Source organism: Erwinia tasmaniensis Et1/99, from assembly GCF_000026185.1.
Classification (GTDB): domain Bacteria; phylum Pseudomonadota; class Gammaproteobacteria; order Enterobacterales; family Enterobacteriaceae; genus Erwinia; species Erwinia tasmaniensis.
This window is the reverse complement of record NC_010694.1, coordinates 3,805,880-3,829,718: the sequence shown is the minus strand read 5'-3', so window position 1 is coordinate 3,829,718 and position 23,839 is coordinate 3,805,880. Positions and strand designations below refer to the sequence as shown.

At 53.9% G+C, this 23,839-nt stretch carries 22 protein-coding genes; 8 read left to right on the top strand and 14 right to left on the bottom strand.

The genetic code is table 11. The features are described from left to right. Nucleotides 1-138: 138 nt before the first annotated feature. The 3 genes from ETA_RS18355 to fdhE are packed head-to-tail and all read right to left on the bottom strand — an operon-like array spanning nt 139 to nt 2,264. A complete protein-coding gene (locus tag ETA_RS18355; RefSeq protein ID WP_012443104.1) occupies nt 139-711 on the bottom strand; it encodes a DNA-3-methyladenine glycosylase I in 573 nt (190 codons plus the stop codon). A gap of 32 nt (nt 712-743) precedes the next feature. Continuing rightward, the gene (locus ETA_RS18350) at nt 744-1,355 is read right to left on the bottom strand and encodes a glutathione S-transferase (RefSeq protein ID WP_012443103.1); all 612 of its coding nucleotides are present in this window, start codon (nt 1,353-1,355) and stop codon (nt 744-746) included. 3 nt (nt 1,356-1,358) lie between these two features. After that, the gene (fdhE, locus tag ETA_RS18345; protein ID WP_012443102.1) at nt 1,359-2,264 is read right to left on the bottom strand and encodes a formate dehydrogenase accessory protein FdhE; all 906 of its coding nucleotides are present in this window, start codon (nt 2,262-2,264) and stop codon (nt 1,359-1,361) included. Nucleotides 2,265-2,733: 469 nt separating this feature from the next. Here fdhE and fdhD point away from each other — a divergent pair, with 469 nt between their 5' ends. Beyond that, nucleotides 2,734-3,501, top strand: coding sequence for a formate dehydrogenase accessory sulfurtransferase FdhD (gene fdhD / locus ETA_RS18340; RefSeq protein ID WP_042959391.1), 768 nt, complete (start codon nt 2,734-2,736; stop codon nt 3,499-3,501). Here the strand turns inward: fdhD and ETA_RS18335 are convergent. Then, the gene (locus ETA_RS18335; protein WP_012443100.1) at nt 3,498-4,274 is read right to left on the bottom strand and encodes a DeoR/GlpR family DNA-binding transcription regulator; all 777 of its coding nucleotides are present in this window, start codon (nt 4,272-4,274) and stop codon (nt 3,498-3,500) included. The two genes, fdhD and ETA_RS18335, sit on opposite strands and share 4 nt — an antisense overlap. Nucleotides 4,275-4,454: 180 nt before the next feature. On the opposite strand from ETA_RS18335, the gene ETA_RS18330 reads away from it, so the two are divergent. From ETA_RS18330 to ETA_RS18310, 5 genes are all read left to right on the top strand, one after another. Next, nucleotides 4,455-5,795 (top strand): aspartate aminotransferase family protein, encoded by a 1,341-nt coding sequence (locus ETA_RS18330; RefSeq protein ID WP_012443099.1) that lies wholly within the window; start codon nt 4,455-4,457, stop codon nt 5,793-5,795. A 203-nt stretch (nt 5,796-5,998) separates the two neighbouring features. Next, nucleotides 5,999-6,616, top strand: a complete 618-nt coding sequence (gene sodA, locus ETA_RS18325) for a superoxide dismutase [Mn] (protein ID WP_012443098.1) — start codon at nt 5,999-6,001, stop codon at nt 6,614-6,616. A gap of 320 nt (nt 6,617-6,936) precedes the next feature. After that, nucleotides 6,937-8,442 carry a sugar ABC transporter ATP-binding protein gene (locus tag ETA_RS18320; protein WP_012443097.1) on the top strand — a complete coding sequence of 502 codons (1,506 nt, stop codon included), beginning with the start codon at nt 6,937-6,939 and terminating at the stop codon, nt 8,440-8,442. Nucleotides 8,443-8,471: 29 nt separating this feature from the next. Then, nucleotides 8,472-9,446 (top strand): ABC transporter permease, encoded by a 975-nt coding sequence (locus ETA_RS18315; RefSeq protein ID WP_193345542.1) that lies wholly within the window; start codon nt 8,472-8,474, stop codon nt 9,444-9,446. Nucleotides 9,447-9,469: 23 nt separating this feature from the next. Beyond that, complete coding sequence (locus ETA_RS18310; protein WP_012443095.1) at nt 9,470-10,537, top strand: sugar ABC transporter substrate-binding protein; 1,068 nt, start codon at nt 9,470-9,472, stop codon at nt 10,535-10,537. A gap of 337 nt (nt 10,538-10,874) precedes the next feature. Here ETA_RS18310 and ETA_RS18305 read toward each other — a convergent pair whose 3' ends face one another. Further along, nucleotides 10,875-11,279 (bottom strand): winged helix-turn-helix domain-containing protein, encoded by a 405-nt coding sequence (locus ETA_RS18305; RefSeq protein WP_012443093.1) that lies wholly within the window; start codon nt 11,277-11,279, stop codon nt 10,875-10,877. 362 nt (nt 11,280-11,641) lie between these two features. On the opposite strand from ETA_RS18305, the gene ETA_RS18300 reads away from it, so the two are divergent. After that, the gene (locus tag ETA_RS18300; RefSeq protein WP_012443092.1) at nt 11,642-11,911 is read left to right on the top strand and encodes a FaeA/PapI family transcriptional regulator; all 270 of its coding nucleotides are present in this window, start codon (nt 11,642-11,644) and stop codon (nt 11,909-11,911) included. A gap of 92 nt (nt 11,912-12,003) precedes the next feature. On the opposite strand, the gene ETA_RS18295 is transcribed toward ETA_RS18300, so the two are convergent. From ETA_RS18295 to ETA_RS18270, 6 genes are all read right to left on the bottom strand, one after another. Next, nucleotides 12,004-12,627 carry a response regulator transcription factor gene (locus tag ETA_RS18295; RefSeq protein WP_012443091.1) on the bottom strand — a complete coding sequence of 208 codons (624 nt, stop codon included), beginning with the start codon at nt 12,625-12,627 and terminating at the stop codon, nt 12,004-12,006. Between the two features lie 540 nt (nt 12,628-13,167). Continuing rightward, nucleotides 13,168-13,530, bottom strand: coding sequence for a YibL family ribosome-associated protein (locus ETA_RS18290; protein WP_012443090.1), 363 nt, complete (start codon nt 13,528-13,530; stop codon nt 13,168-13,170). 73 nt (nt 13,531-13,603) lie between these two features. After that, entirely contained in the window at nt 13,604-14,149 is a 546-nt protein-coding gene (locus tag ETA_RS18285) for an MltR family transcriptional regulator (RefSeq protein WP_042959217.1), read from the bottom strand. A 71-nt stretch (nt 14,150-14,220) separates the two neighbouring features. Further along, nucleotides 14,221-15,369 carry a mannitol-1-phosphate 5-dehydrogenase gene (locus ETA_RS18280; RefSeq protein WP_012443088.1) on the bottom strand — a complete coding sequence of 383 codons (1,149 nt, stop codon included), beginning with the start codon at nt 15,367-15,369 and terminating at the stop codon, nt 14,221-14,223. A gap of 101 nt (nt 15,370-15,470) precedes the next feature. Continuing rightward, nucleotides 15,471-17,402, bottom strand: a complete 1,932-nt coding sequence (locus tag ETA_RS18275) for a PTS mannitol transporter subunit IICBA (RefSeq protein WP_012443087.1) — start codon at nt 17,400-17,402, stop codon at nt 15,471-15,473. A gap of 685 nt (nt 17,403-18,087) precedes the next feature. Further along, nucleotides 18,088-18,804, bottom strand: a complete 717-nt coding sequence (locus ETA_RS18270) for a DUF3053 domain-containing protein (RefSeq protein ID WP_012443085.1) — start codon at nt 18,802-18,804, stop codon at nt 18,088-18,090. A gap of 334 nt (nt 18,805-19,138) precedes the next feature. On the opposite strand from ETA_RS18270, the gene ETA_RS18265 reads away from it, so the two are divergent. After that, a complete protein-coding gene (locus tag ETA_RS18265; RefSeq protein ID WP_012443084.1) occupies nt 19,139-19,435 on the top strand; it encodes an HTH-type transcriptional regulator in 297 nt (98 codons plus the stop codon). Between the two features lie 42 nt (nt 19,436-19,477). Here the strand turns inward: ETA_RS18265 and ETA_RS18260 are convergent, their stop codons facing one another. From ETA_RS18260 to glyQ, 3 genes are all read right to left on the bottom strand, one after another. After that, entirely contained in the window at nt 19,478-20,524 is a 1,047-nt protein-coding gene (locus ETA_RS18260) for an NAD(P)-dependent alcohol dehydrogenase (RefSeq protein WP_012443083.1), read from the bottom strand. A 188-nt stretch (nt 20,525-20,712) separates the two neighbouring features. Then, entirely contained in the window at nt 20,713-22,782 is a 2,070-nt protein-coding gene (glyS, locus tag ETA_RS18255; RefSeq protein WP_012443082.1) for a glycine--tRNA ligase subunit beta, read from the bottom strand. A gap of 9 nt (nt 22,783-22,791) precedes the next feature. Next, nucleotides 22,792-23,703, bottom strand: a complete 912-nt coding sequence (gene glyQ / locus ETA_RS18250; protein ID WP_012443081.1) for a glycine--tRNA ligase subunit alpha — start codon at nt 23,701-23,703, stop codon at nt 22,792-22,794. Nucleotides 23,704-23,839 lie beyond the last annotated feature (136 nt).

Genomic DNA, 23,839 nt, shown 5'->3' with positions numbered 1-23,839 from the left:
CGCCGCGCTTTTTCCGCAAGAATGTTGTTTTATTGATAGGCATTTTCTTTCACAACGGCGGGCGGACACCTTACCAGTAAACGCGAGGACCAGGGTGCAAAACCCCGGAGAAATTGGCCTGGCCCACTCTAAAATGTGTTACCAAAGGCGACTTTTATTATCGGGATGGCAAAAACAGCCGGTAACATGCTCACAAAGCAGCCCGCAGGCCTGCATAAACGAGTAGCAGGTGACGGAGCCGACAAATTTGAAGCCGCGTTTTTTCAATGCTTTTGACATGGCATCGGAAGCAGCGCTGGTGGTCGGCGTGCTATGAGCGTCATTGAAACGGCCGATTTGTGGCTGATGGTCGACGAAGCCCCAGATAAATGCCGTAAAGGGTTCTCCAGCCGCTTCCATTGCCAGCAGAGCGCGGGCATTAGCGATAATTGCGCTGATTTTACCGCGGTGGCGGATAATCGCACGTTCCTGCATCAGCCTGTCGATATCCGCCTCATCCATTTTTGCTACCGCCTGCACGTCAAAATGATGAAACAGGCGGCGGTAGTGCTCGCGTTTTTTCAGCACCGTGAGCCAGGAGAGCCCGGCGACCTGGCCTTCAAGGCAGATCATTTCAAAGAGTGCCTGCCTGTCGGTATGGGGCACGCCCCATTCGTTATCGTGGTAGGCAATATATAGCGGATCGTCAGACACCCAGCCGCAGCGTTGCATGTTCGTCCCTCCTGTCGCTGTCGTACATGAATTCAGCCGGCAGGCGGCTCGGTACGCGCAAAGCTGTCACGCTGAAACAGGGTTGTTGCCAGCGCGACCAGCTGCGGACGATCGACGCACCAGCTGGGTGCCACTCTACGAAAATTGAGGTAGCCCAGGGTGCAGACGGTGGCGATATCCGCCAGGGTGATCTGCGCGCCGTTCAATCCTTTTCCCTCGACGGCCGCGGCTTCCAGCGCGTCCAGCCCGCGCCTGATTTTATCGCGCTGGCGCTGCATTTCGTCCGTGCAGCGTTGGCCGGGGGCTTTTTGCTGTTCCCGCACGATAAGCAGCGCCGCATCGCATACTCCATCGGCCAGCGTTTCCAGCTGACGCACCGCCAGCGCCAAATGAGGATCGGCAGGCAGAAAGGCAGGATTGGGATGATGCAGCTCCAGCCAGGCGGCGATAATCGACGAGTTGTACCAGGTTGCGCCCGCATCGGTAACCAGCGCCGGCACTTTTCCTAACGGCGTGTAGTCTGTGACCTGGCTTTCTTCCAGCCACGGAGACTGGTTAACAAATTCAAACGCTATCCCTTTTTCCAGCAGCAGCACCGAAATTTTGCGAACGTACGGGCTGGTATAGGTGCCTATTAGCTTCATCTTTCACTCTCCCGGGAATAAAAAAGGATTCAAACTGCTGCGGGCAAATCCTTCCTGCTCCATGCGCGCATCAAGGATAAGCGTTGCCAGGTCATCAGCCACCGCCTCGACCGCCGGATCCTTTTCCTGATACAGCCGTTTCAGCCAGGTGCCGCAGTCACCGCAGCTTTCAGCCTTAACCGCCGCGCTATCAAGCGACCAGTGGTGAAGATCGCGCGTCTGTTCGCAGTTACTGCATTTTGCGTCCGCCACATGCCACTCGCTTTCGCACAGATTGCAGTGCAGGTAACGCACGCCGTCCACATGTATCATGCTGGAGACCGGCACGCTGCCACATACCGGGCAGAACTGGCGCTGTTCACCGGCCTTTACATACGCCTTTCCTGGGATCAGCGCCGCCATCTGCGCCCAATAGATCGACAAAGCGGCCCAGATAAACGGGGCTTTATCACTGCTGACCTGGGAAAACTCATTGGAAAACAGCGCGCCGGCCATCGCTTCCAGCTCGACAGATGAAGATTTCTCCAGGTTTTCCAGCACTGAAAGCGCCTGGCCGCTCATGTCAGGCTTCAGCTCGGCAATCAGTGAATGCAGCAGCCGTTGCCAGTGCGCATCGCGCGGCAGGGTGTTGATATCAAGCGGCGGCCTGCCGGAGCGAGCGCTTTCTTCCAGGCGAGCGCGCGGATCCATCCGCAGCGGGTGGTCATACAGTACGATCTCCTGCGCGCTGGCAATGACCGCAGCAAAACGCAGATAGTCGCCCAATGGATTTTTTGCCGCCAGCTGGCGAAGACGCGCGGCACGGCGGCTGTAAGAATTTTTCAGACGGGGGAAAAGCAACGGCGGTATGGTGTCCACCGCCGGGTTGCCGTTCTCCGACGGGTCCTGCGGGATAATAAGAATCGTCATCAGAGACCTTTTTCGGTTGTTTATCTCTTTTTGCCGTGCATTTACGCTGCGCAAATATCGGGCAGCGGCGTTTTATTTTTTCCGGCAGGAAATCGTCCTGCTGGGAGCGCGAGCCAGATCGCGTGATGAAACGGACAGCCGTTAATAAGAATACGCGCTTCAGTTTGATATGGTAGCCCCGACGGCGACGAATGCCGCGTTTTACTGAATCTCCCCCTTCTCTCCGCGCCTTATCCTTATCCTTTTTTTGCCAGCAAAGGGCACAATAACCGTGCCGAATGGATATCGCTGAATAACTTTTGCGGCCTGGGCCTCGGAGGTTCACAATTGAGAAAAGGCGCTTTTACGCGCCCAGGTTAACAGCTAAGCCACGGCGATCTGTGGCGCACAGGATGAGAGATATTGCGTGAATGATAAACCGCACGACATTGAAAATCAGGGTGAAAAACCCGTCGGCGCGCGGCAGACGATGGTGTGGCAGCGTGATGCGCGGCAGCAGGCGCAACCGGACTGGCTGGCGGAAGAAGTGCCGGTCGCGCTGGTCTACAACGGTATTTCTCATGTCGTAATGATGGCCACGCCGAAGGATTTGGCCGCCTTTGCCGTCGGTTTTTCGCTGTCGGAAGGGATTATCGCGGTGCCTGGTGATATTTTCTCGATGGATATCGTGCCGGTCTGCAACGGTATTGAAATCCAGATTGAGCTATCCAGCCGTCGTTTCATGGCGTTAAAGGAACGGCGGCGGTCAATGGCCGGGCGCACCGGGTGCGGGGTTTGTGGCGTGGAACAGCTGGCAGAGATCGGCAAGCCGCTGCGGCCGCTGCCGTTTACCCAGCGTTTCGATCTTAATCAGCTGGACAGCGCGCTGCACCAGCTAAAGGATTTCCAGCCGGTAGGGCAGTTAACCGGTTGTACCCATGCGGCGGCATGGATAGATCCGGACGGGCAGCTGCGCGCCGGCTGCGAAGATGTTGGCCGTCATGTGGCGCTGGATAAGCTGCTCGGCGTTCGCAGCCAGGCCGAATGGGCCACGGCAGACGGTGCCCTGCTGGTTTCCAGCCGCGCCAGCTATGAGATGGTGCAGAAAGCCGCCATGTGTGGGGTGGAGATCCTGTTTGCCGTTTCTGCCGCCACGCGTCTGGCGGTAGACGTGGCAGAATCCAGTAATGTGACGCTGGTGGGCTTCAGCAAACCGGGGCGTGCAACGGTTTACACCCATCCGCAGCGGCTGAATTAGGCGAGGATCACCTGCGGCACAACCTGCTCCAGGGCCAAAAAAGCCGATAGCGCAGCGGCACCCCGGTCGGTCACCAGCGTGCTGACCTGGCGGATGCTGGCGTAATTCATTCGGCTGCTGACGCCGAGTTTGCTGTGATCCGCTAACAGGATCAGACGGCTGGCCTGGCGGGCCATCGCACCGGCAATGGCGGCTTCATGAGGATGGAAGCTGCTGGCCCCGAAGTTTTGCTCAATTCCGACGGGAGAAAGCAGCGCCACATCGGCGCGATAGCGAAAAATCTCACCAACGGTCAGTTCTCCGCGCGTTTCCTGCGCGCCGGCCTGCAGGCTTCCTCCCAGCAGGATCACCTGATTGTTCAGCGTTTCATGCTCTTCCGCCGCAGAGAGCTGTAATGCGGCATTCAGGCTGTTGGTGATGACCGTCAGGCCAGACATCGTACGCAGCTCTTCGGCCAGCATGGTGGTGGTACTGCCGGCATCAAGAAATACGGTCTGACCGGGCAGCAATAGCTGTGCAGCGGCGCGGGCAACGGCCCGTTTCTCTTTCGCCATTACCGTGCTGCGCACCCTGAGCGGAGGTTCAGGTGCGGTGTCCAGCGCGACCAGCCCGCCGTGGACACGTTTAGCCAGCCCCTGAGCTTCCAGTTCAATAATATCGCGCCGGGCGGTTTCCCGCGAAATGCCCAGCTCTTTGATAATTTGTTCGGTACCGATCCGGCTGAAGGTACTGAGCAGCGCCCGGATGCGGTGTAAGCGTGTTTCCTGCAACATTATTCTGATTTCCTGACCCTAACTCACTGCCCTAGCCTAACCGACTATTCGCGGCTCTGCATGTGTATTTTATTGTGTTTGTGTATTTTGTTGCTTTTGTCTAAAAATTTGCCATGATGGAGTGAAACAGTGCTGACTGCCTGCCGCCAGGCGAACCTCAATTTTGCAACGGGAGTGATCATGGCCACACGTTCTACCATCATGGATACCAACAGTTTCCGCGCCGAGCATGCCGAAGGTCTGAGCGCTGACGTGCGTAAGCTGACGGACAAACGCAGCAAGGTGCTGGGAGAGTCCTATCGCCTGTTCTATCGTAAACCGGTTCACCTGGTACGGGGTAAGGGCCAGTATCTGTGGGATGCCGCGGGGGAAAAATACCTTGATGTGTATAACAACGTTGCCAGTGTTGGTCACTGTCATCCGGCGGTGATTGATGCGGTGTGCCAGCAGATGAATCAGCTGAACACCCACACCCGCTATCTGCACGAAACGATCCTCGACTACTCTGAACAGCTGCTGGCCACCGCACCGGCGGAGATCGACCGCGCAATGTACATGTGTACCGGGTCTGAGGCCAATGACCTGGCGATCCGCGTGGCGCGGGCTTTCAGCGGCGGCAGCGGGATAATCGTCACCCAGGAGTCTTATCACGGCACCAGCGACCTGACCTCCGGCGTGTCTCCGGCACTGGGCAGCGGGCAGCCGCTGGCCGCCACCACGCGTCTGGTGCCGCCCCCGGATCGCTACCGCGTTGATGCACCGGATCTCGGCGCCTGGTTTGCCGAACGGATCCAGCAGCAGATCGATGATATGGCCGCGCACGGTATTAAATTTGCCGGTTTCCTCGCCGATTCTATTTTCTCCTCTGACGGCGTGCTGCCGGGGCCTAAAGGGTTCCTTCAGCAGGCTATCGACGTGGTGCATCGTAACGGCGGCATTTTTATTGCCGATGAGGTACAGCCCGGCTTTGCCCGCACCGGCGAAGCGTTCTGGGGTTTTGCCCGACATGATGTGGTGCCGGATATCATCACCACCGGCAAGCCGATGGGAAATGGCATTCCCGTGTCCGGGCTGCTGGCAAAAAGCCATGTGCTGGCCGCATTCAGCGATGATATTCCTTACTTCAATACCTTCGGCGGCAATCCGGTGGCGATGGCGGCCGCGCAGGCGGTGTTGAAAGTCATTAAAGAAGAAGATCTCCAGGCGCACAGCCGGGTTGTCGGGGCGAAACTCCTGTCAGAACTGACCACGCTGAAAGAGAAATATGAATGCGTGGGCGATGTGCGCGGTTCCGGCCTGTTTATTGGTTTCGAGCTGGTGAAAGACAAGGCCAGCAGGACGCCGGACAAGCAGCTGGCGCTGGATGTCACCGAAATGCTGCGCGAAAACCGCGTGCTGACCTCGGTCGCCGGCCCGTACGGCAATGTGCTGAAACTGCGCCCGCCTCTGGCGTTCCAGGAAAGCGATATCGACTGGCTGGTGGGGGCACTCGACAGGTCGCTGGCGGCTCTGCATCGTTAAAAGCGTCTTAGATCATTTAGAGATATTCCGATGGGTAAACGTGATAACGGCGTTACGGCATGGATTGTCACAGATACCCTCATAAACGTCGGGGCATTGATAACCCTTTTACCGGGGGTTTATTTAACTATAATGATTTGACTGCTTACGTGGCGCTAAACAACAATTTGCAGCGCCGCCCTACATGACTGGAGATGAATAATATGAGCTATACACTACCATCCCTGCCTTATGCCTATGACGCACTGGAACCTCATTTCGACAAGCAGACGATGGAAATCCATCACACCAAACACCACCAGGCCTATGTGAATAACGCCAATGCCGCGCTGGAAGGAACAGAGTTCGCCAACCTGCCGGTTGAAGAGCTGATTGCTAAACTTGACCAGCTGCCGGCTGACAAGAAAGGCCCACTGCGTAATAACGCGGGCGGCCACGCTAATCACAGCTTCTTCTGGAAAGGTTTGAAAACCGGCACCTCTCTGGGTGGCGATCTGAAAGCAGCCATCGAGAAAGATTTCGGTAGCGTTGACGCTTTCAAAGCAGAATTCGAAAAAGCAGCAACCACCCGTTTCGGTTCCGGCTGGGCGTGGCTGGTGAAAAAAGGCGATAAGCTGGCGGTGGTTTCTACCGCTAACCAGGACAGCCCGCTGATGGGAGAGGCCATTTCTGGCGCATCCGGCACTCCGATCGTTGGTCTGGACGTGTGGGAACATGCTTACTACCTGAAATATCAGAATAAACGCCCTGACTATATCAAGGCTTTCTGGGACGTGGTGAACTGGGATCAGGCAGCAGCGAACTTCGCCGCCGCTAAATAACCCCATCCACGGCAATAACCGGCGACCCGTTCGCCGGTTTTTTTTGCCTGCTAACCCGGAAAACTAGCCTCCCGGCCGATCCTCGTGACCTTCGCACCCGTAGCGTGCCACGCAACAGCACAACCAACCTGTTATCGACGTTATCCCGCTGCTATCTACTGGTAAAAGACCAGGCCCCAGCGCTAAAGGCTGTAATTTATGGACATCTGGATGGCTAAGATAACTTTGTGCTAGCTTATGTCTTTTCGGTTGTTGCCTGCCGTAACAATCCAATGAAAAATGCACTTCGTGCCCTTTTTTTAGCCAGAGAAAACATGCCCATGACAGCGATCAATCGCCTTGAGATGCGCCAGATTTCCCTCTCCTTTGGCGATGTTGCGGCGCTTAAATCCGTCGATCTGACCCTTGAGGGGCATTCTGTACATGCGTTGATGGGGGCTAACGGTGCCGGGAAATCCACGCTAATGGCGGTGCTTTCTGGCGCGCATGAACACTATAGCGGAGAGATCCTGCTCGACGGCCGTCCGGTAACCCTCCGTAACCCGCGTGATGCCAGGCAGCTGGGCATTCACCTGGTACAGCAGGAGGTGGATGTGGCGTTGGTATCCGGCCTGAGCGTGGCAGAGAATATTATGTTGGATCGGCTGGCCGAGGGCGGGCAGCTCTACCGCTGGGGCGAGATGCGCCGTCAGGCGCGGGCGCTACTGTCACAGCTTGACGTGCATATAGACGTGCGGAAACGGGTGGATAGGTGCTCGCTGGCCGAAAAGCAGCAGATCCTGCTGGCGCGCGCGCTGTCGCATCATTGCCGCTTTCTTATCCTCGATGAGCCCACCGCTCCCCTTGACCAGCATGAAAGCGCCAGACTGTTTGCCGTGGTGCGCCAGCTACAAAATCAGGGGATCGGCGTGGTGTTTATTTCTCACCGCATTCACGAAATCAAAGCCATCTGTGACCGACTGACGGTGCTACGCGATGGTGAGCGCGTCGAGAGTGGCCCGATGCAGGGACTGAGTGGGGAACAGATTATCGAAAAAATGCTCGGTCACCCGCTGGACGACATTTATCCGCCGCGACGCCCGCCGTTCGGCGCGGAAAAACTACTGCATGTTGTCGGGCTGCACGACGAGAGGCTGCTGAAGGAAATTAACCTGACCCTGCGCAAAGGCGAGATCCTCGGTATCGCCGGGCTGGCCGGTGCGGGTAAAACCGAGCTGTGCAAGGCGCTGTTTGGTGCCAGCCGCAGCCGGGTACAGCACGCCGAGCTGCACGGCCAGCCGTGGAAACCCACTTCCCCCCATGTTGCGGTTGAAAACCGTATGGCGCTTATCCCGGAAGAACGGCGCAAAGAGGGCATTTTTATTGCCGAATCGGTGATGATGAACCTTAGCGTAAGCGCCGATAACAGCTTTTCACGCTGGGGCCTGTTTGGTCATCGTCAGGCGTGGCGCTGGGCTGAGGAGGTGATTGTGCGCTTGGGCATTCGCACCACCGGGCCGAAGCAAATGCTGCGCAGCCTGTCAGGGGGTAACCAACAGAAAGTCGCCATTGGCAAATGGCTGCGCAACGACGCGGATATCCTGATTTTTGACGAACCGACCAAAGGCGTGGACATCAAGGCTAAAACCGATCTGTTCAGCCTGATTGACGGGCTGGCTCGCAACGGTAAAGGCGTGATCTATGCTTCGGGCGAGTTTGCCGAGCTGATTGGCCTGTGCGATCGCATCTGCGTACTGTGGGATGGCCGGATTGTCGCGGAAATCGCGTCCGATGACGCCGATGAAGAGACGCTTTTACTTTATTCTACCGGAGGAACGCCTGCGTGAGCAGCAAAGAACTTTCCCTGAAATCGGCAATGTCCGCACGGCATCAGATATATGATTTTCTCTATAAATGGGGGATGTTACTGACGGTCGTCGCGCTGATCGGCGGCTTCGGCATCGCGTCGGATACCTTTCTTGAACCCACGAACATCATCAATATTCTGCGTTCGATTGCCATCGTAACGGTGATAGCGATAGGCGTATCGATATCCCTGACCATTGGTGGCTTTGACCTGTCGGTCGGCTCTACCGCATCGTTGGCTAACTCGCTGGTTATCTCGCTGTTCGTTTGGTACGGCTTCGGGCCGACTCAGGCCATCGCCCTCACCCTGCTGCTGTGTACTCTGGTTGGTCTGTTTAATGCTTTTATGATCGTGGTGCTGAAGATCCCCGACATGCTTGCCACGCTGGCCAGCCTGTTTGTGGTGCAGGGCGTGGCGATGACGTACAGCTATGGCGGGTCGATTACCGAGAACATGGTGCTGCCGAGTGGGGATATGGCCGAGGGTACGATCCCGGCGATATTTTCACAGCTTGGACAGGTGCCGATCATCGTTATCGTTATGCTGGTGGTGACGGTGGTGGCACAGCTACTGCTGTCGCTGACCAAACATGGCCGCCGCATGTATGCCATCGGTGGGAACCCTGAAGCGGCGCGGCTTTCCGGCATCCGTACACGGCGCTATCGCGTGCTGGCCTATGTGATATCGGCGCTGCTCGCCGGACTTGGGGGCATCCTGCTGGCTTCGCGTATCGGTTCGTCACAGGTCAATGCCGGAGGGGGCTATCTGATGGATGCCGTTGCCGCTGCCTGGATCGGTTTATCGCTCGCCGGAGCGGGCAAGCCTAACGCGCTGGGAACGCTGCTGGGGGCGGTGATTCTGGGCGTTTTACAAAATGGCCTGGTGATGCTGTCCGTACCCTATTACGCGATGGATATTATCAAAGGGCTGGTGCTGGCGGTTGCACTGGCAATCACCTATGTACAGCGCGCGCAGGTTGCTTAACTTTTAAACAGGGCTATCACAAAATGAATAAATTCACTTTATCACTGCTGGCGCTGAGCCTGCTCACGACATCATCGGCCTTTGCTGCCGATGCCGCGATACCTGCTGCTATCGCTAACCACGATGGCCCGGTACGTGTGGCGGTTATCCGCAATCTCGGCTCCGATGATAATACCACGCAGTTTGTCGCCGGAGCCGTTCAGGAAGGCCGCAAGCTGGGCTTTAAAGTCAGCACGTTCCTGAGCAACGGGGACGATGCGCGCTTCCAGGACTTTGTTAATCAGGCAATCAGTCAAAAATATGACGCTATTATTCTGTCTCATGGCAAAGACCCTTACTCGACCGAGCTGGTAAAACGTATCTCCGAGGCCGGAATTAAAGTGTCGGTATTTGATACGCCGGTCAACCAGCCCATCGCTGGCGTGACGGTGACGGCACAGGACGATGCTTCGCTGGCCCAGATCTCTCTGGACCAGCTGGTTAAAGATAGCAACGGTAAGGCGAACATCGTCAAACTGTGGGTGGCGGGCTTTCCGGCTATGGAACGCCGACAGGTCGTTTATGAAAAAGTGCTGAAAGCAAACCCCGGCATTCACCAGCTGGAGTCTATTGGCGCGGTTTCCTCGGATGTGCAGGGGGACACGGCTAACAAAATTGGCGCTATTCTGGCGAAGTATCCAAAAGGCAGGATTGATGCGATCTGGGGGGCATGGGATGCGTTCGCCCAGGGGGCCTATAAAGCCCTACAGGAAAACGGACGTACGGAAATCAAGCTCTATAGCATTGACGTATCCAATCAGGACCTGCAGCTAATCCATGAGAAAAACAGTCCCTGGAAGCAGACCGTTGCGGTTGACAGTAAGCTGATTGGAGCAACGAATATGCGCCTTGTTGCCAATAAAATTGGCGGTGAGCAGACGCCCGCCAGCTATCAGTTCAAAGCTTCCGCTATCTCGCAGGCCGCTCTGGCTACCCAGAGCGGCGCGGTTAACGTTGCCACTTTGAACAAAATCATTCCGGGTTGGGGAACCTCGACTGACTTTATCGCCCCGTGGTTTGCCGGCCTGGAAGCGAAGTACGCGAAGAAATAAGGCTTGGGCTGACCCTCTTATTTAAATGGCCTATCTGCTGCATGGATAAGCCCTATTTTTGCTATGGCCGTACGCGTATTATTAACTCATACTCTTTATATTCGTGGGTTAGGATTTATCCGTGAGCGGCTTTTTCTGCGTACTCAATTTCTGCGTACTCAATGGGGGGGAGGTTCTTTTCCCCCTATTTTTCTGCCGAGAAAAGAGTCGTCTTATCACCTCAATATGGGTAAATTTGATGGTGGAAAGTGACGCAGTGTTTATCTCTTCTCCGGTACGTCCGGTAACCAGGCTGAATGGGTCCTCTCGGTCACGAATAAATTTTCCTGTTTTGCTGTTATGATTTTGTTTTCCATTGCCACAACAAGTCTTTAACTTTGCTAATGAAAAAACCGGAGGGACGGTGGGGCATTCCATAAGTATCGATTTCAGCCTCAAGCCGAAAACCAACTTTAGGCACTGTGATAATAATACGTTCTGTCATATCCAGTTGTAAGAATGCTTTCCTCAACAGACTGATATGGTTGCTCAAGTTGCTACCGGACGGGGTGAGGTTGTGATCTTCCCACACTTTTTTGATTAAATCTTCGCGCGTCATTATCTCACCAGAATGAATAATCAACTCGGCAAGTAGCCTTGCTCCCGGCTTGGAAAGTTGTACCATAGGAACGCTGTTATTCATTGAATTAAGCAATCCTTTTAATGAGTTGAAGTAGATTTTTTTATTGATAATGTAATTCATTTTTCTCATCGGCAAGATTTATTAATCGTCAGGTCGTTTGTAGCACAAAGACATCAGATGGCTTGTTACATTAATGTTATTAAAATATTTCCTGGCTATGCAATATGCTGACGGATAAACAGAGCCAGAGCGTGTGTTTTTTAGATTATTTATTTAACGTTACTGGTTTTTCTATCATTTTATAATGCCTTTCACTTGAAGATTATCTCAACATGAATATTAATGATAATAATGTTTAATAATTGAGATTAAGTTTTTTTTTATCATGTTGCGTATTATCATTGATTTGCTCATCCTTGTATCCCTCTTAAGGATTTGCATACCAAATCGGCAGGAGCCGGCTATAAAAAAGGAGCAGTACAATGCGCGATAACTGCATCAAAAATGCTAAGCGGAAAATATCGGTAGATAAAGTTATAAGAGCGATAAATGAGTTCTTTGAAGAGAGTGGCTCTAATAACGCCTCCTCTATCTCGGCCAGCACCAGAGATATTGCAAACAGATCGGAACTCAGTATATATAACGCAAGGCATATATTAATCAAACTTGAGCAAGAAGGTGTTATCACCTCATTCAAAAAAGAAAACAGCAAAAGTTTGTATTGGAACAAAACGGGCGCTTTCAAGGGGTGACTTTAACACATGTTAAGCGATGGCGTATATCTCCGGCAGAATACGCCAAAATTCAGGTTTTCTTTAAAATATAAGTTTCTTTTCAGATCGTTTTAACTACTGCGTAGAGATTCACACCACCCTTCTTGAATTAACCAGTAGCTAAGCTCTGCGGGCCGTACCATATTCAGCTTCGACATGATGTTTCTTTTGTGTGCGCTGACCGTCTTTTCACTAATATTCAGGAAGCGTGCCACGCCTCCATTGGTAATGCCACGTGCCAGGTAACGAAGTATTTCGGTTTCACGACGAGTTAAGTTGTTATTGGAACGATTAACACCTAAAGGGGAGGGCATGGTACGAAAGTTATTCATCTGTTCCATTTGAGCGTTGACTACCGCCAAAATGCTTTCAACCGATTGATTGCGGTAAATCACCGCGTAATGATGAATACTGTCCGTCTTGATATCTGGAGTATCACCTTTCCCGGGGGCATTTTTAATAATAAAAATGCAAAGTGGCCGCATCGACATACGTCGATTCAAATAGTGAATGTTCGCTAAAGATAAAGACTCTTCTGCCAGAAAGATGATTTTAGCTCGGCTATTAAATGCAGACTCAGTGTAGTTTGCGTTGAATCCTTGTTTTAAAAAGTTTTCATAAACACTACTCTTTAATCCTTCAAAATAAAATCGATTTGGGTCATTGATGACAACGGTAACATTGTTTTTTTTCATGGAAAATTACCTGAAGATATCCCTAAACAGAGGCGTTAATTAGCTGCCTCCACGAAAATCCTGAATAGTCCTTTCTGAATTATTATATTGAAAATAGTCTAGTGACGATATCAATGTTTGCCGCAATTATTATTACGATATTTGATGTTGATTTATTGGGTTTGAATTGTCATATAAATCGCGATTTCAATATATCTGATTTTTTTCGATACTAAATATCGATATCCAATAGCACTATATTTTTTTATATTATAATTTCTTGTGATTTTGTTATGGAAGAGGAGAAGGACGATGGGGGTAGGGCAATCAGCGCCGAAAAGATTTACCGCCCATGAAGCAGGCTATAGGCTTCGGTCAATCTTTTTATGATGCATAACGGCATTAATAAATATTAATGCCAGCATATAAAAAAATGTGTTTTGTGAATCAGCAGCTGCTATTGGAGTCAGGTTTTAAGGGGAAGGGGGATAAGATGCCGGTAAAAAAGATGAAAAGCAGGATGGCAGCATCCTGCTTGCAACGTCACAAGAAAGCGACGGTTTAAAACGTGGTTTTTGCGAAGCCGGTCATCTCTTTCAGGCCCATTTCTCGCCCTAGCGCGGTGGTGGGGTGAACAACCACTAATCCGCGCACGCTTTTTTTCAGCGCGCCCATATTGGCCTGTTCTTTTTTAGTGATTGCGCGGCTGAATGGGAGCTTCTGCAACTGTTGAGCTTCTTTGCTCAGCTTCTCGGCGCGCACGCCACGCAGGCGCTCGATTTCTGCTTCAATTTTGTCCTTCTCTTTCAGCATCTCACCCAGCTTCTCACTTTCACCGGACGCCAGCAGAGCTGGCTCTTTGTGATTCAGCGCATCCAGTTTGTCACTGAGTTCTTTAATTTCTGCCTGTACCTGTTCTTTCATTACGCTCAACCATTAAATTCATTCATTACTGCAAAGGATACACGAAAGCGGGGCAAAGAGGGAAAGGAGTCGGTTACTTTTTGAAGGCTTGTTTCAGACCCAGAGGGGAAATTAGCGCCGTCAGCGACAGCACCAGCGTGGAGCGCAGCACCTGCTGATAACGTTGCTGCTGCATAGCACGCAGTTCGCTATCGTGGCTGGAGAGATTGGGGCAGGTTGGCCACGTATCCACGCAGTGCAATGCGCTGACGGGCCCGGCAACCTTATCATCAGTGAAACGGTACTCGTGTCGATCATGGTTCAGCGCTTCGCATAGTGCCATCAGGCGCTCGCAGTCTTCATATTCGTTCCGATTAATCGCCCCCAGCCCATAAATCAGCTTCAGGCGTACGGACAGTTCACCCAGCGGGCCGTCCCCCTGTAGCAAAGGCTCAACGGCATATTTGACCGCGTAATCATCTTTGCGGAACACCTGACCCACCAGCAGATCAACCGCTTCTGCCAACATGTCAACGGCCGCGATAAGCAAGCACCTCACCGAGCGCCCGGAGTTCAGGCGTTCAAGAACGCGATTTTCAAAAGCCTGGGGCTGTCTTGTTAAAGACAGAATGTCATTCATAGGGCGCCATTGTTTTGTACGGGCACAGCGCATGCCGTGCCTTATTCGTCCTTGGTGAGCGCTGCACCGGCTCAGGCCAGCGCGTTTACCGCTTTCACTACTGCTTTGACCACGTCGCTGTCCTTGTCGAGACCCGAAATGTGAACCAGCGTTGTGGCAACATCCTGGCGGGATAGCAGGCCGGCAAGCTCAATCGCCTGTGGGTCCCCTTCGTTGCGATACAGCAGGGCTGCCGCAATGCCGGTGACTAGATTATTATTCGGCAGATGATACTCCAGCGTGCCCAGCGTTGGTTTAATCAGGCGGTCGCCGGCGCTCAGCTTGCGCAGCGGCTGACGGCCCACGCGCTCTACATCATCGATCAGGTACGGGTTTTCGAAACGGTTGATGATTTTCTGGATATAGGCCGCATGTTTATCCGCCGCAAAACCATAGCGTTTAATCAGCACCGCACCGCTCTCTTCCATTGCTCCCTGAACGATTGCCCGAACTTTTTTATCCATAATCGCTTCACGTATGGTTTTATGGCCGGCGAGCTGTCCGAGATAGGCGGCAATAGCATGACCGGTATTGAGGGTAAACAGTTTACGTTCGACAAATGCCATCAGATTATCGGTCAGTTCCATGCCTGGAATCGTGGGCGGCTCGCCCTTGAACTGGGTTTTATCTACAATCCACTCGCTGAAGGTTTCTACCGTCACTTCCAGCGGATCGCTGCTGTCTGCTGCCGAGGGGGGAACGATACGATCGACCGCGGAGTCGACAAAGCCGACATGTTCTTCCAGCCAGGCGTGATACCGTTCGGGCAATGCCTTTAACACATGCGCTTTGAGCTGCGTGGTGCCACGCACCATATTTTCACAGGCAATAATATTTAGCGGACGGGAATTAGCGTTATCACTGCGTTTAGCAATGCCTTGTGCCATGCCTGCGGCAATGCGTTCCAGGATTTGTGGACCCACCGCCGTGGTAACGATATCAACCTCTGCAATCAGCGCGATAATATCGTCGCTGCTACTGTGTACGGCATTGACCCCATTCACTATTTCAATCTGGGCCTGCTCACCCACCACATGAACCGGATATGTGCCACGGGCGTTCAGCGCATCCAGCACCGCCTGGTTGACGTCAGCAAAAGTGAGCTGAACCCCGGCATCGGCCAGCAGCTTGCCAATAAAGCCACGGCCGATATTGCCGGCACCAAAATGTAACGCTTTCATAAATATCCCCGTATCAATGATGCAAGGCTCTGGTCTCACCAGAGCTCAAACGGGGCCGGGCGTCTGTCCCGGCCCCCGCAAAGTTATCGCCGCCAACCGTTTCAGGTGCTGGCTTTGCCGGATAAGAGATCCAGGACTTCCTGTATATCAGTCGTGGTTGCCAGGCGTGCGATCACACTGTCATCGTCCAGCGCGTTAGTCAGGCTGGTAATGACCTGGATATGCTCGTTGTTGCGCGCTGCGATACCGATCACCAGTCGAGCGATGTCGTCGGGCTCTTCACCAAAGTGTACCCCGGCAGGATATTGGCAGAATACAACGCCGGTTTTCAGCACGCGGTCTTTCGCTTCGACCGTTCCGTGTGGCACGGCGATAGATTCACCCAGGTAGGTTGGCGTTAGTCTCTCACGCGCCAGCATTGCTTCCACGTACTCGGCCTCTACGTAGCCGCCTTTGACCAGCTGCTCACCGGCAAAGCGAATGGCCTGTTCTTTATCCGTGGCATGATTGTTCAGAAAAACGTTACCCGCGCTGAGTTTGAACAGGTTTTGCTGGTTGTCATCAAGGCTGTCATTGAGCACCGCGCTCACCTTCTCACGATGTTCGGCAGCGCGGCCCGCCTCCGCCAGACGCGCCGTCAAATCATTGTACAGCCCGCTATCGAGGAAGTTCGTCAGCGAAATATGCTGGGCATGGGGTGCCTGGCGCATTGCCCGCTCCGTCAGGTCGCGATGGGTGATCACCAGGTCAACATCCCCCGGCAGGCTGTTGATTGCGCTGTTCGTCACAGAAATATGGGCCAGGCCCGCTTCGCTCACCTTCTTACGCAGTACGCCCGCACCCATTGCGCTAGAGCCCATGCCGGCATCGCAGGCGACAATAATTTTGCGTACGTGTGCCAGATCGCTCTGTGGACCATCGTGCCCCACGGTGGCCGATGCAGGGATCCCTTTAGACTGGGATTTCATCTCCTGCATGCGGCGTGTTGCCGCTTCAATGTCGTCAGACTCTTTCACTTTACTGGTTTTCAGCAGAATAGCCGCGACCACGAAGGAGACCGCAAAGGCCGCCGCAATTGCCGCGATGTTAGCGAAGTAGGCGCCTTTCGGCGTCATAGCCAGTACGGCAAGAATCGACCCCGGTGAGGCTGGAGAAACCAGCCCGCCGTTTAACAGCGTCAGGGTGAGCACGCCGGTCATACCACCGAGGATTACGGCGATAATCAGACGCGGGTTCATCAGCACGTACGGGAAGTAGATTTCATGAATACCGCCAAAGAAGTGGATAATTGCTGCTCCACCCGCAGACTGTTTGGCACTGCCACGGCCAAAGAACATATAGGCCATCAGCACGCCCATGCCCGGGCCTGGATTAGCTTCAATCAGGAAGAAAATCGATTTACCCGCTTCGCTTGCCTGCTGAATACCCAGCGGCGAAAAGATACCGTGGTTGATTGCATTATTCAGGAACAGGATCTTTGCCGGTTCCACGAATACAGAGGTCAGTGGCAGCAGATTATTTTGCACCATCAGATTGACGCCAGAGGCGAGAAGATGGGAAAGACCCTGTACCAGCGGGCCAATGGCCAGAAATGCGAGAACCGCCAACAGCATGCCGATAATACCGGCAGAGAAGTTGTTCACCAGCATTTCGAACCCGCTTTTGATCTTGCCATCAACCCGGCGATCGAAGGTTTTGATAGCCCAGCCGCCCAGCGGGCCGGCAATCATCGAGCCGAGGAACATCGGCATCTCGGCTCCGGCGATAACGCCCATTGTGGTGATTGCCCCCACTACGCCGCCGCGATCGCCGCCAACCAGACGACCGCCGGTATAACCGATCAGTAGCGGCAGCAGGTAGGTGATCATTGGTGAAACCAGTTTCGCCAGCGTGGCGTTTGGCAGCCATCCGGTCGGGATAAATAGCGCGGTAATGATGCCCCATGCGATAAACGCGCCGATATTAGGCATGACCATATTACTCAGAAAACGACCAAAGCTTTGAACTTTGATCTTGATATCTGATGAGGACATATAAACCCACCTCTTATAAGTAAGCGCTAACCCAATAAGAGAGCGCGTTGATTTTTGGATGAAACGTTACGGCGCGGGCCGCTGGTGTCACTGTAAGTCGGCTGACTCTATCATGCGAAGATGACGCTTGCGTAGCCAAAGGATTAAGTGTGATCAGTGTCACTGAATAATGGGGGGGAGGTGATGGTTTTTAGTGATATTAATCACGAAGAATAAAGATGTTTAAAAAAAACCGTCGAAAAAACAGACGCGGTCGGCGTGTTTTTGTGATTTTAATCACATTTCTTCATTTGTCTTTTCTATTTATAATGTGATGTGATTCACAAAATTTCGCTCATTTCCGCGGTGCCTGCCCCGGAGAAACGCAAAGTGATACCGATCGCATTGATAATAATATCTCCGTCTGGCCAGCGTGATTCAATGAACTTTAAAAATGGACACGCCTGCTGCCCCTATTTATTGGGCTTGAGTCGGCGTTTTAACATCGATATCGAATAAAATATTTTCAGCGGTCAGAATCAATCGGACAGGGTTTCGCTGCGGTGTGAACGGATTTTGCATCGGCCCGTTCAGCGCTAAAGTCAAAACAGAAAAGATGCGCTGGTTATCATGCGCCTGAATACTCTTAATGCCATGTAGGCTGCCAGGAGGCAACGCTGCCGTTGCCCCTCTGCGCTTCTGGGGGTTAGTTAACCTCACCTTGTAGTAAACGCTGCGCCTGAGATAAGGCCTGAACGTTGGCGCTCAAATTACTCATCAGGGTATTGTATTGCGTTGCCTGCTGCTGGGTGGGGAACTGGATCGCCGCGCCGTTAAAGCTGACGTTTGTTCCCTGCTGCTGTAGAAAATCACCGGCCTGTACCGCGTCCTGGCTCAGGGTTTGCAATGCCGGAAGCAGAGGGGACAGCGATGTGGCAGGCTGGGTAACCACCTTGTTGTACACATTGTTGTACACCGTTTTCAGATCTTCCGGCTGTTTCAACGTCGACCTGCTGCTTTCCGCCTGGTTTTTCGCCGTTTGGATCTGCTGGGCGAGCACGCCCAGCGATCCGCTCGCCTGGCGGAGCATCTCACGGTGCGTCAGGTAGTCTTGCGGTGTGCGAATAGCAGAAAGCTCGTTTACCACCGGCTTGAGGCCGGAATCTACCGCGCGGTTAATCTGTTGGGCAAAGCCGTAAAGAATGGCGTAATCGCCGACATAATTGCCGAATTTTTGCTTCTGATCTTCGCTCAGGCTGGGTAAATGCTCGCCGCTGCGCATCACCGTATTCTGTAGAAAATCGATAAACGCTTTGCGTTGATCGGCTTCTTTATCGCCACAGCCGGTCAACTGCAACACCAGAAACAGCGCCATAAATGGCACCAGCGCACGCGTCCAGATGCGTGATAATCCTGTCGTCATAAGAAATTAACTCCTGTTAACAAATATCTGTCGATTTTGCCTGCTTAATATCTTGCGTAGAGAATAGTCGAAATCAATTTTTATGGATAGGTGTCTCTGTGCATCTTCATTTTTAACCCGTCCGGGCACCTGTAGCAGGCCGTTGTGAGCGGTAAATATAATCTGAAATATCGATCGGAGTCCCGGAAATGATCTAATACTTAGAGTTCTGGCGTTTCCCTTTTTGCTGCCTCTGAAGTGTCCTTATGGCAGATATTCGCCGGTATTCAGAGCCTGATCTTCAGGTTCACCCCCTCTGGTTTTTCACATTAAGTGAGTTTATTGAGGTGTGCTGATGGAGACTAAAGATCCAATGTCCGAACTGCTGTCCAGTCTGGAGCAGATGATAGTGTTAACCCGAGAAGGAATGCCGACGGCGCTCGCCCAAAACGACATTATGGCGATGCCCGAATCGCAACGAATTCGTGAAATTACCGGTTTGCAGATTGATGAGTTTGCCCAGGTATTAGGCGTGAGCGTTTCGTCGGTGAAGAGCTGGGAAGCGAAACGGACCAAACCTTCGCGCAGTACGCAGAAGCTAATGCAGTTGAGTAAGTCGAATCCGTATCTCAGCAGAGATCTGCTGAACTAGAAAAAGGAACCCGCCATCAGGCGGGTTTTTGTGTTATAACGGTCACTTAGCGGCTTTCATATCAATAACAAAGCGGTATTTCACATCCCCTTTCAGCATTCGTTCAAACGCCTGTTCCACTTCATCCAGGCGGATCACTTCAACGTCAGACACGATATTGTGTTGTCCACAGAAATCCAGCATCTGCTGCGTTTCCTTGATGCTTCCGATGGAAGTCCCCGAGATGCTCAGGCGCTTAAACACCATCGGCGTCACATCAGGTGACTTATGTGGCGCATCAGGGATGCCTACCAGCACCAAATGGCCGTTAGTCTTCAGCGCGCTAAGGTACGGGTCGAGATCGTGCGGCGCAGCAACACAATCGAGGATCATATCCAGGCTGTTTTTCACGCTTTCCATCTGTTGTGCATCTTTTGATATCACCACCTGGCTGGCCCCGAGCCGCAGGGCATCGGCTGCTTTGGCGGGGGAGGTGGTAAACAGTACCACCTCGGCACCCAGCGCAGTCGCCAGCTTGACCGCCATATGGCCCAGTCCACCCAGACCAATAACGCCAACACGCTGGCCCGGCTGCACGTTCCAGTATTTCAGCGGTGACCAGGTGGTAACACCTGCGCACAGCAGCGGGGCGACGGCATTCAGCGGCAGATTTTCCGGCACGGCGACAACAAATTTGCTGTTAACCACGATGCTGTCGGAGTAGCCGCCGAAGGTTTTACCGCCAATAAATTTCTCTTCACCGTTGTACGTGGCGGTAAAACCGGTCTCACAGTACTGCTCTTCGCCATTGTGGCACTGTCCGCAGTGACCACAGGAGTCGACCATTACGCCGACACCGACCAGATCCCCAGCTTTAAAGGTGCTGACGTCACTGCCTGTGCGCAGTACGCGCCCGACGATCTCGTGGCCTGGCACCAGTGGGAACTGGCTGACGCCCCATTCGTTACGCGCCATGTGAAGATCGGAATGACAGACGCCGCAATAGTGAATATCGATAAGTACATCGCCAGCCTGAAGCTCCCGGCGTGTAAATTCGAAGGGTTCCAGCGGGGTGTTAGCTGCTTTCGCAGCAAAGCCATGTGATTGCATAAAGTCTTAACCTGGTTGGCAAAAACCGCACAGGGTAGGGGAATGACGCGCGGTGGGCAATGGGGGAAGGGTAAGATGAAGTGTCAGAAAACTCGGCGGGCGGCTAAATTTAGCCGCCCGTTTGTTAGCGCATCATTCTGATGCGGGCGGCGGCGGACCTGTGCGGTTCCGCCGCTGACCACGCCAGATTATTGCAGCAGAGAGATATCGGCCACCTGAAGGAACAGCTCACGCAGCTTGGCCAGCAGCGTCAGGCGGTTGATACGCACCTCTTTCTCTTCGGCGTTGACCATCACCTTATCGAAGAAGTTGTCCACCGCTTCACGCAGCTGCGCCAGCTCAATCAGCGCATCCTGGTAGCGACCTTCGGCAAAGAACGGCTGCAGTTTGCTGCTCAGTGCGGTGACATAGGTCGCCAGCTTGATCTCTTCATTCTCTTTCAGCAGTGATGCCTGCACGCTGTCGTTCAGCGGCTCGGTCGCCTTCGCGAGAATATTGGAGACGCGCTTGTTGGCTGCGGCCAGACTTGCCGCCTGCTCCAGGGTACGGAAATGAGAGACCGCCTTCATACGCGCATCAAAGTCTGCCGGACGTGTAGGACGGCGTGCCAGCACCGCCTGAAGGGTATCCACGCTGTGGCCTTCTTCCTGATACCAGGTGCGGAAACGGCCCAGCATAAAGTCGACCACTTCATCGACCGCCTTAGCGTTAGACAGCTTACTGCCATACAGCCGTACCGCTTCTTCGGTCAGGGTTTGCAGATCCAGCGGCAGATTCTTCTCGACGATGATACGCAGCACGCCGAGCGCAGCACGGCGCAGTGCAAACGGATCTTTATCGCCTTTCGGATGCTGACCGATGCCGAAGATCCCCGCCAGGGTGTCCATTTTGTCAGCAATGGCCAGCGCGCATGCCACCGGGTTAGAAGGCAGCTCATCACCGGCAAAGCGCGGCTGATACTGCTCGTTCAGCGCCACCGCGACGTCTTCGGCTTCACCGTCGTGACGGGCGTAGTGCATGCCCATCACGCCCTGGGTATCGGTGAACTCGAATACCATGTTGGTCATCAGGTCACATTTGGACAGCAGGCCCGCGCGCGTGGCGTGATTAACGTCAGCGCCAATCTGCGCAGCAACCCAGCCGGCCAGCGCCTGAATGCGGTCGGTTTTCGCACGCAGGGTGCCCAGCTCTTTCTGGAACAGTACGGTTTCCAGACGCGGCAGGTTATCTTCCAAACGGCGTTTGCGGTCGCTGTTAAAGAAGAACTCGGCGTCAGCAAGACGTGGGCGCACCACCTTCTCATTGCCGGAAATAATCTGCTGCGGATCTTTCGACTCGATATTGGTTACAAAGATAAAGTTCGGCAGCAGCTTGCCCGCCTTGTCATACACCGGGAAGTATTTCTGATCGCCCTTCATGGTGTACACCAGCGCTTCGGCAGGAACCGCGAGGAACTTCTCTTCAAACGTCGCCGTCAGCACCACCGGCCACTCGACCAGCGAGGTCACCTCTTCCAGCAGGCTGTCGCTCAGGTCGGCAACGCCGCCAATTTTCGCCGCTGCCGCTTCGGCATCCGCTTTGATGATGGCTTTACGTGCTGCGTAGTCCGCCTGCACTTTGCCGCGCTCCAGCAGGATCTGCGGGTACTGGTCGGCATGGTCGATGGTGAACTCCGGCTCGCCCATAAAGCGATGGCCGCGGATGATGCGTGCCGAATCGATACCGAGAATGTTGGCCGGGATCAGCTCATCGCCCAGCAGCAGCGTTACGGTGTGAACCGGGCGCACGAACTGCACCTCGGACGCGCCCCAGCGCATCAGTTTCGGGATCGGCAGTTTTGCCAGTGAGGTGGCGATCATGGCCGGCAGCAATACCTGGGTGCGCTCACCGGTCACCCGGGCGCGGTACATCAGCCATTCGCCTTTATCGGTGCTCAGGCGTTCGGCCTGGTCGACGGTGATGCCACAGCCGCGCGCCCAGCCTTCAGCGGCTTTGGTCGCCACGCCGTTAGCATCGAACGCCGCCTGGATCGCCGGGCCACGTTTTTCCACTTCGCGATCCGGCTGTGCGGCGCTCAGATTAGCGACTTTCAGCGCCAGACGACGCGGGGCGGCAAACCAGCTTACCTCGCCGTGGGCGAGGCCCGCAGCGTCCAGCTCGGCGGTCAGATTAGCGGCGAAGGATTCGGCCAGGCTGCGCAGCGCTTTCGGAGGCAGTTCTTCGGTGCCGATTTCCACCAGAAAAGTTTTATCAGTCATGGCTGCCTCTTATTTCTTGTTATTGCACATCGGGAAGCCCAGCGCCTCGCGGGAGGCATAGTAGGCTTCAGCCACGGCTTTTGTCAGGGTACGAATACGCAGAATATAGCGCTGACGCTCGGTGACGGAGATCGCTTTGCGCGCATCCAGCAGGTTAAAGCTATGTGCGGCTTTCAGAATACGTTCATAGGCAGGCAGCGGCAGCGGTTTTTCCAGCGCCAGCAGGCTCTGCGCCTCTTTCTCGTACTGCTCAAAGCAGGTAAAGAGGAAATCGACGTCAGCGTATTCGAAGTTGTAGGTCGACTGCTCGACTTCATTCTGATGGAACACGTCGCCGTAGGTGGTTTTACCCAGCGGGCCATCGCTCCAGACCAGATCGTAAACGCTGTCGACGCCCTGGATATACATCGCCAGGCGCTCCAGGCCGTAGGTGATCTCACCGGTCACCGGCTTACACTCCAGGCCGCCAACCTGCTGGAAGTAGGTGAACTGCGTCACTTCCATGCCGTTCAGCCACACTTCCCAGCCCAGACCCCAGGCACCCAAGGTTGGGTTTTCCCAGTTATCTTCCACAAAGCGGATATCGTGAATGGTGGGATCCATGCCCAGCTCCTTCAGAGAGCCGAGGTACAGCTCCTGAATATTGTCCGGTGAAGGCTTGATGATCACCTGGAACTGGTAGTAGTGCTGTAGGCGGTTCGGGTTTTCACCATAGCGGCCGTCGGTCGGACGACGTGAAGGCTGCACATAGGCGACCGCGGTCGGCTCCGGCCCGAGCGCACGCAGGCAGGTCATCGGGTGGGATGTTCCCGCGCCGACTTCCATATCCAGCGGTTGGATAATGGTGCAGCCCTGGCGAGCCCAGTAATCCTGTAAGGTCAGGATCAGTCCCTGGAAGGTCTTGGTATCAAACTTTTGCATGTTGATTTCGCACGCGATACGAGTAGTGATAAAAGTGGGTAGCAGTATACCCTTTGACCGGGGGGATTACCAAAATGGTATCTGCACTTGCGGCGCGCTGCGCAAAATGGGTGACGGCGCGTTTTTCACGTTTCCG